10 protein-coding genes are annotated in these 12,155 nt (G+C 66.2%); 1 reads left to right on the top strand and 9 read right to left on the bottom strand.

The window, feature by feature from the left end; translation table 11 throughout:
* Positions 1-28: 28 nt before the first annotated feature.
* The 9 genes from rnc to IHE46_RS05140 form a co-directional block, all read right to left on the bottom strand.
* Positions 29-688 (bottom strand): ribonuclease III, encoded by a 660-nt coding sequence (gene rnc, locus IHE46_RS05180; protein ID WP_192163540.1) that lies wholly within the window; start codon positions 686-688, stop codon positions 29-31.
* A 24-nt stretch (positions 689-712) separates the two neighbouring features.
* A complete protein-coding gene (locus IHE46_RS05175) occupies positions 713-1,096 on the bottom strand; it encodes a DUF4845 domain-containing protein (protein ID WP_192163539.1) in 384 nt (127 codons plus the stop codon).
* Positions 1,097-1,205: 109 nt separating this feature from the next.
* Complete coding sequence (gene lepB, locus IHE46_RS05170; protein WP_192163538.1) at positions 1,206-2,156, bottom strand: signal peptidase I; 951 nt, start codon at positions 2,154-2,156, stop codon at positions 1,206-1,208.
* A gap of 31 nt (positions 2,157-2,187) precedes the next feature.
* Positions 2,188-3,978: a translation elongation factor 4 gene (lepA, locus tag IHE46_RS05165; RefSeq protein ID WP_192163537.1), complete on the bottom strand. Its 1,791-nt coding sequence runs from the start codon at positions 3,976-3,978 to the stop codon at positions 2,188-2,190.
* A gap of 126 nt (positions 3,979-4,104) precedes the next feature.
* Positions 4,105-5,586 (bottom strand): DegQ family serine endoprotease, encoded by a 1,482-nt coding sequence (locus IHE46_RS05160; RefSeq protein WP_192163536.1) that lies wholly within the window; start codon positions 5,584-5,586, stop codon positions 4,105-4,107.
* A gap of 124 nt (positions 5,587-5,710) precedes the next feature.
* A complete protein-coding gene (locus tag IHE46_RS05155) occupies positions 5,711-6,385 on the bottom strand; it encodes an RseA family anti-sigma factor (protein ID WP_192163535.1) in 675 nt (224 codons plus the stop codon).
* Positions 6,382-6,996 carry an RNA polymerase sigma factor RpoE gene (gene rpoE, locus IHE46_RS05150; protein ID WP_192163767.1) on the bottom strand — a complete coding sequence of 205 codons (615 nt, stop codon included), beginning with the start codon at positions 6,994-6,996 and terminating at the stop codon, positions 6,382-6,384. The genes IHE46_RS05155 and rpoE overlap by 4 nt, the downstream gene beginning before the upstream one ends.
* Positions 6,997-7,132: 136 nt before the next feature.
* Positions 7,133-9,343 carry a bifunctional diguanylate cyclase/phosphodiesterase gene (locus IHE46_RS05145; protein WP_192163534.1) on the bottom strand — a complete coding sequence of 737 codons (2,211 nt, stop codon included), beginning with the start codon at positions 9,341-9,343 and terminating at the stop codon, positions 7,133-7,135.
* Positions 9,340-9,843, bottom strand: coding sequence for a hypothetical protein (locus IHE46_RS05140; RefSeq protein ID WP_192163533.1), 504 nt, complete (start codon positions 9,841-9,843; stop codon positions 9,340-9,342). The genes IHE46_RS05145 and IHE46_RS05140 overlap by 4 nt, the downstream gene beginning before the upstream one ends.
* Positions 9,844-10,085: 242 nt before the next feature.
* On the opposite strand from IHE46_RS05140, the gene IHE46_RS05135 reads away from it, so the two are divergent.
* Positions 10,086-12,149, top strand: coding sequence for a 3-hydroxyacyl-CoA dehydrogenase NAD-binding domain-containing protein (locus IHE46_RS05135; protein WP_192163532.1), 2,064 nt, complete (start codon positions 10,086-10,088; stop codon positions 12,147-12,149).
* Positions 12,150-12,155 lie beyond the last annotated feature (6 nt).

The following is a 12,155-nucleotide window of genomic DNA, read 5'->3' as shown; positions in this document are numbered from 1 at the left end:
CGACGGCCATGCGCCGCGCGACGTGTTTTCAGCTGCCTTGTGCCTGCGCGGCCAGCGTGGCCAGCACGATTTCGGCAGCGTCCTGTTCGGCGTGGCGGCGGCTGAGGCCGCTGGCTTCGGCGCTGTACGCCTGCGGTTCGGTCACCGTGCAGCGCACGTCGAAGATCTTGGCGTGATCCTCGCCGCGGCTGTCGATCAGCTCATACAGCGGCAGCGCGTGGCCGCGTCCCTGCAGCCATTCCTGCAGGCGGGTCTTAGCGTCCTTGGAGGAGCGCTGCAGCGTGGCGATACGCTCGCCGAACAGCTCGCGCACCACCTGCCGGCAGGCGTCGAGGCCGCCATCGAGGAAAACCGCCGCCAGCGAAGCCTCGAACGCATCGGCGAGAATGGAGTCGCGGCGAAAACCGCCGCTCTTCAACTCGCCGGGGCCGAGCTTGAGTGCGTCGCCCAGTTCCAGCCCGCGAGCGATCTCCGCCAGCACTTGGCCGTTGACGAGTTGCGCACGCAGCCGCGACAGCTCGCCCTCGGTGGCCTTGGGATGCGCCTCGTACAGCATTTCGGCCACGAAAGCGCCCAGCAGCGCATCGCCGAGAAATTCCAGGCGCTCGTTGTTCGGCTTGCCGACGCTGCGATGGGTCAGCGCCAGCGCAGCGAGCTCGGGATCACGGAAACGGTAGTTCAGGGCCAAGCGTATCGGCTCACTTGTTGCGACTCACTGGCTCACGTTGCCTTGCAGCTGCACGCTCTTGCTGAAATGCAGCAGGAAGTCGATGTTGTACATGAACGGCACGTCCTTGTCGTAATTCACGTTCAGCATGCTGGTGCCGCCGGCGTCGCGGGTGATCGTGATGTCGGTGGGCGCGACGGTGGAATCACTCACGTATTGGAAATCCATCTGGCGCAGCAGTGCGCGGCGGATCTCGTCCAGCGACTTGCCTTCGGTACCGGAAGTGGCGACACCGTTCATCGCCTTCACCACCCCACCGTACTCGGTATAGGCGGGCACCAGCTTCATCGCCATGAAACCGAAGAAGCCGACTACCAGCAGGATCACCAGAAAGCCGATCAGGGTCACGCCAGACTGTTTAGTTTTCATAGTCCCCTCGCCATGCTGCCGGCACGCCCGGCTGTGCTTGTGTGTTACCGACCCACGGCCGGCACGGGTTAATTATGCCAGCAGCCGTGTCGCGACAATGGTCAGCACGTCAATGGATGATGTTGCCGATACGGTGGAAATCCACGCCGCCGGTACCCCAGCCCTTCCAGCTCATCCAGATCATGAAAGCCTTGCCCGCCAGATTCTTCTCCGGCAGGCAGCCCCACCAGCGGCTGTCCTGGCTGTTGTTGCGGTTGTCGCCCATCACCAGATAGCAACCTGGCGGCACCTTGGAGGGCACCACCGTGTTCGGAATCGAGTTGGGCGTGGTGTAGGCCGGCATGCGCGCGATGGTGTGGTTGACCACCTTGCCGTCCTCGCGCACCAGGTGCTCGACCCAGATGGTGGCTCCCATGTCCAGCATCAGTCGATCCTCGTCGCGCTGCGGGTTGCCCACGAAGGGACCAACCTCGTCGGCGGGCACCGGCTTGCCGTTGATGAGCAGGTCGGAACCCTGGATTTCCACCGTGTCGCCCGGCAGGCCGATCACGCGCTTGATCCAGTTCTGGTTCTGCACCGGCAGCAGCGGGCTCGGGCAGGTCTGCTCGGGACCGATCGCCGGCGAACCGTTGCCTTCGTCACCGCCTACGCGGGCCAGCGAGCCATCCGGCTGGTGGCACAAATAACCCGGGAAACGGAACACCACCACGTCGCCGCGCTTCGGCTCGCCGATGTCGAGGAACTTGGTGTTGAACGCCGGCATGCGCAGGCCGTAGGCGAACTTGTTCACCAGGATGAAATCGCCCACGTCCAGCGTCGGCATCATCGAACCGGAAGGAATGCGGAACGGCTCGGCCACGAAGGAGCGCAGCACCAGCACCACCAGCACCACCGGGAACAGCGAACGGGCCCAGTCCACCGCCACGGGATCGACGTATTCGCCGCCCGCCGCATCCAGCCGCGCCTTGCGCTTCTTGTAGAAAAACAGCCGGTCCAGTCCCCACACCACGCCGAACAGCACGGTGAGGGCCAGCAGGATGGCGGAAAAATCGAATTCCATGCTTACTCCCTGAGAAGAAGAGTGCCGCTTCTTATTTGTCTGTCCGCAGCACGGCGAGGAAGGCTTCCTGCGGAATCTCCACCCGGCCGACCTGCTTCATGCGCTTCTTGCCTTCTTTCTGCTTTTCCAGAAGCTTCTTCTTGCGGCTGACGTCGCCGCCGTAGCACTTCGCCAGAACATTCTTGCGCAAGGCTTTCACGGTGGAGCGCGCGATGATCTGCGCGCCGATCGCCGCCTGGATCGCCACGTCGAACTGCTGGCGCGGGATCAGGTCCTTCATGCGCTCCACCAGCTCGCGGCCGCGGCGATCCGCATGCGTACGGTGCACGATCAGCGACAGCGCATCCACGCGGTCGCCGTTGATCAGCACGTCCACGCGCACGAACGGGCCGGCGTCGAAGCGCTCGAAGTGGTAGTCCATCGAGGCATAGCCGCGCGACACCGACTTCAGGCGGTCGAAGAAATCCAGCACCACCTCGGCCAGCGGCAGCTCGTAGGTGATCTGCACCTGGGTCGCCAGGTACTGGATCGAGCGCTGCACGCCGCGCTTTTCCTGGCACAGCGTGACGATGTTGCCGATGTAGGCTTCCGGCGTGAGGATGCTGGCCACGATGATGGGCTCGCGGATCTCGTCGATCTGCGGCACCGGCGGCAGCTTGGCCGGGTTGTCCAGCGCCAGCACCGTACCGTCGGTCCTCAGCACTTCGTACACCACGGTGGGCGCCGTGGTGATGAGGTTGAGGTCGTACTCGCGCTCCAGGCGTTCCTGCACGATCTCCATGTGCAGCATGCCGAGGAAGCCGCAGCGGAAACCGAAGCCCATCGCCTCGGAGCTTTCCGGCTCGAAGAACAGCGCAGCATCGTTGAGACGCAGCTTGTCCAGTGCTTCGCGCATCGCCGGGAAATCGTCGGCCGAGACCGGGAACAGGCCGGCGAACACGCGCGGCTGCATGGTCTGGAAGCCGGGCAGCGGTTCGGAGGCAGGCTTGCCGGCATGCGTGAGCGTGTCGCCCACCGGCGCGCCGTGCACGTCCTTGATCGAGGCGTTGATCCAGCCCACCTCGCCTGCCGCGAGCCTGTCCAGCTTCTTGCGCTTGGGCGTGAACACGCCGACGTCGTCCACCTCGTGCACGCGGCCGGTGGACATCACCAGCAGCTTGTCGCCCGGCTTGATCTCGCCCTGCATCACGCGCACCAGCGACACCACGCCGAGGTAGTTGTCGAACCAGGAGTCGATGATCAACGCCTGCAGCTTGTCGGTGTCACGCGGCTTCGGCGGTGGGATGCGCGCCACGATGGCTTCCAGCACCTCGGTCACGTTGAGGCCGGTCTTGGCGCTGATCGCCACCACGTCGGTGGCGTCGATGCCGATCACCGCCTCGATCTCGCCCTTCACCTTGTCGATGTCGGCGGTGGGCAGGTCGATCTTGTTGAGCACGGGCACCACTTCCAGCCCCATCTCCACTGCGGTGTAGCAGTTGGCGACGGACTGCGCCTCGACTCCTTGCGCGGCGTCCACCACCAGCAGCGCGCCCTCGCACGCGGCCAGCGAACGGCTGACTTCGTACGAGAAGTCCACGTGGCCGGGCGTGTCGATGAAGTTGAGCTGGTAGGTCTTGCCGTCGCGCGCCTTGTACGGCAGCGACACCGACTGCGCCTTGATCGTGATGCCACGCTCGCGCTCGATCGGGTTGTTGTCCAGTACTTGCGCTTCCATCTCGCGCTCGGCCAAGCCTCCGCAGATCTGGATGATGCGATCCGCCAGCGTGGACTTGCCGTGGTCGATGTGAGCGATGATGGAGAAGTTGCGGATCAGTTCCATGGAGCGCGGACAGCCAGCCTTGCCTTGGGGGAAGCCGCCAGAGCGGCGACATGAACCCCATATTGTCGCATGGAACCGCGGCGGCGCGCGGCGCGGCAGCCGGTCAGGCCGCCGCGCCCGCCGTCATCACTTTCCGCTGGGCACAGTCAGGCCGATGAAGGCGCTCTGGCCATTGCGGCGCACCAGCAGCAGCACCGTGGAACCGGCCTTCACGCCCTTGGTGGCGGCGCGGAACGCTTCCACGCTGCCCACCGGCTGCTGGTTCACCATCAGGATCACGTCGCCCGGCTGCAGGCCGGCCTGGGCTGCGGCATCGCCGGTGACGTCGCCCACCAGCACGCCCTGCCCCGGCTTCAGGTTCATCTGCTGGCGGGTGGCGCTGTCCAGCGGCTTGATAGTGAGCCCCAGCGCCGCAGCACCACCATTGTCCGCACTCGGAGCCGCACTGCTGCTGTCCACCGCATCCTGGTCGCGCGGCATCGTGCCGACGGTGACCTGCACGGTCTGCTTGCTGCCCTTGCGCAAAATCCCCAGCGGCACCCGGGTGCCCGGCTGGGTCATGGCTACCAGCGGCGGCAGATCCGGGGGACTGCTGATGGCATGCCCGTCGTAGCTGAGAATGATGTCTCCGGCCTGGATGCCAGCCTTGTCGGCCGCACTGCCAGAGGACACGTCCGTCACGGCCGCTCCGGAAGCATCCGGCAGGTGGTAGGCCTTCTCCATGTCATCGGTGACCGCCTGCACATGCACGCCGAGCTGGCCGCGCGTCACGTAGCCCTTGGTCTTGAGCTGGTTCACCGCGTTCATCGCCATGTCGATCGGGATCGAGAACGACACGCCCTGGTAGCCACCCGTACCGGAATAGATCTGCGAGTTGATGCCCACCACCTGGCCTTGCAGGTTGAACAGCGGGCCACCGGAATTGCCACGGTTGATCGGCACGTCGGTCTGGATGAACGAGGTGTAGGGCTGGTCGTCGCTACCCAGATTGCGGCCCACGGCGCTCACGATGCCCTGGGTCACGGTGTAGTCGAAACCGAACGGCGAGCCGATGGCCAGCACCCACTGGCCGGGTTTGAGGCTGTGCGAATCGCCGATGCTCACCGTGGGCAGGTTGGCGCCCGCGCTCACCTTGAGCAGGGCGATGTCGTAGGTGGGATCGGTACCCACCACCTTGGCGTCGAGGATGCGCCGGTCCTGCAGCCGCACGATCACCCTGTCCGCATGATCGACCACGTGGTTGTTGGTGAGGATGTAGCCGTCACCGGAAATGATGAAGCCCGAACCCAGCGAGGTATGCGCCTGCTCCTCCGGCGAAGGCATCGCCGGCATGCCGAAGAAACGGCGGAACAATTCGGCCTGCGGATCGTCCGGCATGCCGCCCTGCCCTTGCTTGCCACGGACACTGGGCTTGTCGCCGCCGTCGTACTTGGCTTCCACCTGCACCACGGCAGGCGCATTCCGCTGCACGATGCCGGTGAAATCCGGCAACGAAGCCATGGCCGGCGCGGATTGGGCATGCACGCCGGGCCCGGCGAAAGCCGTACCGACCAGGGCACAGCACACCAACAGGCTCAGGCGGGAGCTGCGCAGGATGGGGGAATTCATGACGCCTCCTTCAGGGCTTCAATCGGGGAAACAGGCACGCACCATCCACGGCCCGGGTGGGCCGTGAGGGGGTAGGCGAAAATTAAGGGAGACGACGACCGCGGAACGGGCACGCGGCTCAGCCTCACTGTGCGTTGACGGCGCTCTGGCGCGGCGCGTCCGGCACCTGCTGCTGGGCGGGGTCAAGCAGGATCAGGTAACTGCCGTCGTGGTTGTCCAGCGTGCGGAGGCGCTGCGTCCGGAACGGCGACGTGCCGCGGCCATAGGATGAGAAATCCGCATTGGCCGGCGCACCCAGCGTGGCCGACGCCTGCTGGCTGAGCAGGCCCGGCGTCTTGCCGCTCAACCACGGCGGCGCCACGGCTACTTTCGACTGCAATGCGACCGTCGGCGTGCTGGAGATCGGCTTGCCCGACGACGGGACCTGCGCCGTCAGCGGGGCCACCGAGCGACCGGAATGGTTGCCGGCGGGTTGGGAAACCATCAGTGCCGCGGCGGCCACGCTGGCGGCGATGGCGCCTCCGGCCGACCAGCGCAGCCAGCGGTGCTGGCGTGGCGCGGCGACCACCACGGTTTCCTGTTCGATCGCCAGCATCACCTGCGACACGAAACCGGAGCCGGCCAGCGGCGGCAGTTGCCGGCGCAAGCCATCGCGTGCCACGTGGTAGCTCGCCCAGGCGTGCCGCAACTCGGCATCGTGGTCGAGCCGCCGAAGCAGGAAGCGCAGTTCCTCGTGCGACAACTCGCCGTCGATGCCGGCTGAAAGATGCTCGCGTGCGTGCTGGTCTGGCTGGTTCATGTCGTTTCCTCGCGCCCCGACAAGAGTGGGCGCAATTTTTCGTCGATCGCCTCGCGGGCCCGGAAGATGCGCGAACGCACCGTACCGATCGGACAACCCATCTGCTCGGCGATTTCCTCGTAACTCAGGCCATCTACTTCGCGCAGCGTGATGGCCACGCGAAGTTCTTCAGGCAAGGCTTGGACAGTGGAAAATACGGAATGTTCAATTTCCTGGCGCATCAATTCGCGTTCGGGGGTGGCGCTGTCGTGCATGCGCTCGGCCCCGGACATGAATACGGCATCCTCGGCGTCGATGTCGTCGGTAGGCGGCCGCCGCCCCATCGCCACTAGGTGGTTCTTGGCGGTATTCACCGCGATCTTGTAGAGCCAGGTATAGAACGCGCTGTCGCCGCGGAACGAGCCGATCGCCCGCCAGGCGCGGATGAAGGACTCCTGCGCGATGTCCTCGGATTCGGCATGGCTCTTCACATAGCGCGACACCAGCGCGATCACCTTGTGCTGGTACTTGCGCACCAGCAGGTCGAAGGCACGCTTGTCGCCACCCTGGACGCGTTCGACCAGTGCCCGGTCCAGTTCGTTTTCGCCCGTTCGGGCCGTTTCCGTCGTCAATGCCGTGTTCCGATGCGGAGCCTGTGCCAGACCGAGCGCGCAGTCAGACAGGAATCCGGCGCGCAAGTTCAGTGCGTCGCCAGTGTAGCGATTCCATCCTGACGCTTGACCAGCATGGGGACGATGGGCGGCCCGCTCAAGCCGTCACCGCAGCCGACAGCCCCAGCAGCTGCTGGCGCTCGGCCAGCAGGCGTTCGAAGGAGGCCACCGGCAGCGGGCGGCAGAACAGGTAGCCCTGCAGCTCGTTGCAATCGTGGGCACGCAGGAAGGCAAGGTGCTGCTCCGTTTCCACGCCCTCGGCGACCACCGTGCGGTTGAGCCGGTGCGCCATTTCGATGGTGGCACGCACGATGGCCTCGTCGTCGGGATCCACGCCGATGTTGCGCACGAAGCTCTGGTCCACCTTGATGCGGTTCGCCGGCAGCTTGCGCAGGTAATCCAGCGACGCCGCGCCGGTGCCGAAATCGTCGATAGCGATGCCGCAGCCAAGACGGTGCAGGGCCTGCAGGTTCTCCACCAGGTTCGGCGCGGCCTTGATGCTGATGCTTTCGGTGACCTCCAGCTCCAGCAAGGCCGGATCGAGCCCGGTTTCCTGCAGCGCGCGGGCCACCGTGGCCGGAAACTTCGCTTCCATCAATTGCAGCGCCGACAGGTTCACCCCCAGGCGCAGGCGCAGTCCGTAGCGCTGCTCCCATTCCCGCGCCTGCCGGCAGGCCGTGCGCAGCACCCATTCGCCGATGGGCACGATCAGTCCGGTCTCTTCGGCCAGCGGCACGAATACCGCAGGGCTGATCGGCCCCAGTTCGGGGTGCTCCCAGCGCAGCAGCGCCTCCATGCCAACGATGTCTTCGCTGTCGGTGCCGACCTGCGGCTGGTAGACCAGCCGCAACTCGCCGTTGCCCAGCGCATGACGCAGCCGCGAACGCAAGGCCATGCCGTGCTGGCGCGCATATTCGGGGCTCACCTCGTAGATGCGGCAGGTATTGCGCCCCTGGCGCTTGGCTGCGTACATCGCCTCGTCGGCGTGTTTGAGCAGGGTTTCCGCATCGGCCGCGTCATCGGGGAAGAAGCTCACGCCGATCGACACGCCGACCTGCAGGTAGGTGCCGTTATCCAGTTGCAGCGGCTCGCCGATCACCTGCAGGATCTTCTCGGCAATGCGGTGCACGTCCTCGTTCTTCACGATATGGCGCAGCACCACGGTGAACTCGTCGCCGGCATAGCGCGCCACCGTGTCGGAGGCGCGCACGCTTCCGCGCAGGCGGCGGGTCACCTCCTGCAGCACGTGGTCGCCGACGGCATGGCCGTGAGTGTCGTTGATCGCCTTGAAGTGGTCGATGTCCACGAACAGCACGGCGAAACATTCGCCGTTGCGCACCGCCTCGCGCAGGATCGACTCCAGCCGGTCGCCGAACAGCAGCCGGTTCGGCAGGCCGGTGAGCGCGTCGAGCAAACCTTCGGCGCGCCCCTGCTCGCGGGTGAGCCCCAGCTCCAGCCCCTGCGCGAAACGGGTCGCCGCGCAGCGCAGCAGCGGCTCCACGATGGCCATGTCGCCGAAGCCGGCGCGGGTGCCGGCCAGCATCGCGCCCAGTACCACGCGGCGCTCGTCGAGCAAAGGCAAGCCGACGAAGCCGGAAAGCTCGAGCGTCGACAGCAGCGGATCGTCCGGCACCCGCTGACGGGCATCGCTGCGATACAGCACCGGCTCGCCGCCCAGCACGTGACGCAGCAGCACTTGCGAATCGCCCTGCGGCCACGCCGGCTCTTCGCCGTTCCACAGTTGCAACAGCGGCGCCTGGAGTTCATGGCTGTCGTTGTGCACCGGCCATACCGCGAAATAATCCAGCGCCAGCTCGTCGAACAGGAGCCGCGCAGTGGCATCGCGCGTGACATCGCCACTGGTGGCGAAGATGCGTGCCAGCAGCGCAAGCGCGCTTTCCGCCGCCCCGGAAGCTTGCGCTGACACCGCCGCCTGGGCCGCAGGCGGCAGATGCTTCCAGCGCGCCAGCAACTCGGTTTCGATCTGTGCGGCGTGCAGCCAGCCGACGACATAATCGGGCAGCTGCGCAGACTGCAGCGGCACTTCCTCGTCGAGGATCGCCAGCAATGGCACGTTGCCGCCGGCGCCCAGGGTACGCAGCTGCTCGCAGCACTGGCGTGCCTGCGCGGCATCGCTGCCGAGCATGGCCACCATCAGCTCCAGCGGCGGGCGCCCTTCCATCAGGATCGCCGCATGCTGCGCATCGCGCGCGCTGTGGATGTGGCGGTAGCCTGCCTGATCGAACACGTCGAACAGGCGGCGACGCAAATCGCGCCGCTCGGCCAGGACAAGAATGCCCTCGCTCATACCGGCCCGCTCAGCCAGCGGCCATCGCGCAGGCGCAGGCGCTGCTGCATTTCGGATCCGCCATCGATGCGCGTGATGAGGTCGCCCAACTGCTCGACCAGAGCCAGCGGCGCATTGAGCAGCACGACGCGGCGCAGCTGCCCGGTGGTAGCCCGGGCCAATTGGCGCAGCGTGGCGAGGTCGGCCGCGGACAGCGGCACTTCCAGTTCCTGCAGCAGATAGATGCCGAAATGCATGCTCTGCTGCATGTAGCGCAACGCCTGGCCCAGGCGCAGCGCGTCGGGCACGCGCGCCTGCGCATCGCGCAGGCTGGACATGCCCTGGTCCGGACGCCACAGGTACACCGCCTGGCCGCTGTGGCGGGCAATGCTGCGGAACTGGTCCAGCAAGGCCTCGCCGTCCTCGCTGCGCACAGCCACCACACCAGCCGATGCGGCCAGTATCCGTTCGAAGACGTCATGGCCGGAAGACGGCAAGCGCATGCCCATCATCGATGTCATCGCGACTCCCTGAGTCGACCGGCGGCGGGATGGTTTGCTGGCCGCCGATCGCCGTACACATTTTCCACGGTTTGCATCCGTTCTGCTGGTCCGCGACCGCTGCGGACGGCGAACCGGTTCACATTCGATCGATCGAAAGCCGCAAATCCCTGCGGCGCCGTCCGCCCGCATGCTTCCCGCATCTCGCATTCGTCCAGACGGAACGGTATGGTTTGGGCTTCTTCCGCCACCGTTCCCCGCCCATGTTCGAAGGACTGCGCTTCAACCACTGGAAGACGAGCCTGGACGAACGCGGCATCGTCACCCTCAGCCTCGACCGCGCCGGCAGCGGCGTCAACGCGATCAACCGCGCCGTGCTGGACGAGCTGGGCCAGATCGTCGAACGCCTGGCGATCGAGCGACCCGCCGGCGTGATCGTCCATTCCGCCAAACCCGCCGGGTTTGCGGTGGGTGCCGACATCAAGGAATTCGTGGAATACGCCAAGCAGGGCAGCGTGCTGGAAAACATCGAGAACGGCCAGCGCGTCTACGAGGCGCTGGCCCGGCTGCCCTGCCCCACGGTGGCTGCGATCCACGGCGCCTGTATGGGCGGCGGCACGGAATTGGCGCTGGCCTGCCGCCAGCGCATCGCGGCGGACGACGATAAAACGAGGATTGCCCTGCCCGAAGTGATGCTGGGCATCCATCCCGGCTGGGGCGGCACGGCACGCCTGCCGCGGCTGATCGGCGCGCCCGAGGCGCTGCCGTTGCTGCTCACTGGCAGGACGCTGTCGGCGAAGCGCGCGCTGGCGCTTGGCGTGGTTGATCGCCTGGCGCCGCCCGAGGAGCTGCTGGCCGAGGCGCGAGCCCTGCTGCGCCGCCCACAGGCACGCCCCTTTGTCCGGCGTGCCAAAGCGTGGCTCACCAACTGCTGGCCGGCGCGGCAGATCCTCGCGCCCATGGTACTGAAGCAAACCGCCGCCAAGGTACGCAAGGAACACTACCCCGCGCCCTTCGCGACGATCGACGTGTGGCAACGTGGCGGCGGCGACATCAGGCAGCGTCTGAAGCTGGAAGCCCGGTCGGTGGCCAAGCTGGCCGAGACGTCTACCGCGCACAACCTGATCCGGCTGTTCTTCCTGCAGGAACGGTTGAAGAACCAGGGCGCCGGTACCGAGCACGGCATCAAGCACGTGCATGTGGTGGGGGCCGGCGTGATGGGCGGGGACATCGCCGCATGGGTCGCCCTGAAGGGTTTCGACGTGACCCTGCAGGATCGCGAGATGAAGTTCATCCAGCCCGCGCTGGATCGCGCCCGCAAGCTCTACGAGAAAAAGCTCAAGACGCCGGAGAAGATCGAAGCCGCCACCCGCCGCCTGCGCGCCGACGTGGAAGGCGCCGGTGTGAAGAACGCCGACCTCGCCATCGAGGCGATCTACGAAAACGCCGAGGCCAAGGAGGCGCTGTACGCCGCCATCGAGCCGCAATTCCAAGGCGACGAGATCCTTGCCAGCAACACCTCGAGCATCCCGCTGGACGAACTGCGCAAGAACCTCAAGGCACCACAGCGTTTCCTCGGCCTGCATTTCTTCAACCCGGTGGCACAGATGCCACTGGTGGAAGTGGTGCGCCACGATGCACTCGACCCGGCCATCGAGAAGCGCGCGCTGGCCTTCTGCAAGGCCATCGGCAAATTGCCGGTGGCGGTGAAGGGCACGCCGGGCTTTCTGGTCAACCGCATCCTGATGCCCTACCTGCTGGAAGCGTTGCGCCTGTACAACGAAGGCGTGCCCGGCCCGGTGCTGGACAAGGTCGCCAAACAGTTCGGCATGCCGATGGGGCCGATCGAACTCGCCGACACCGTGGGCCTGGACGTGTGCGCCTCGGTGGGCAAGGAACTGGCGCCCTTCCTGGGCCTGGAATTGCCGCCCGGCCTGGAGGAAAAACTCGACGCCGGCAAGCGCGGCAAGAAGGACGGACAGGGCCTGTACGTGTGGCAGGACGGCAAGCCGATCAAGCCGGAAGTCGACCCCGATTACCAGCCCGCGCCCGACCTTGTCGACCGCATGATCCTCGCCATGGTGAACGAAGCCGTGGCCTGCCTCGCCGACGGCGTGGTGGACGATGCCGATCTGCTCGACGCCGGCGTGATCTTCGGCACCGGTTTCGCGCCTTTCCGCGGCGGCCCGATTCAGTACCTGCGCAGCGAAGGCGCTGGCGCGGTGAAGGCAAAGCTTGAACAGCTGGCACAGCGCCATGGCGCCCGCTTCACGCCCAAGGAAGGATGGGATCATCCGGCGCTGGCGGCGACAGCCGACTTCGCCTGAAATCAC

It is taken from the genome of Rhodanobacter sp. DHG33, assembly GCF_014843005.1.
GTDB lineage: Bacteria > Pseudomonadota > Gammaproteobacteria > Xanthomonadales > Rhodanobacteraceae > Rhodanobacter_A.
Note: the sequence above shows the minus strand (reverse complement) of the source record. Positions and strands in the feature narration are given on the sequence as shown.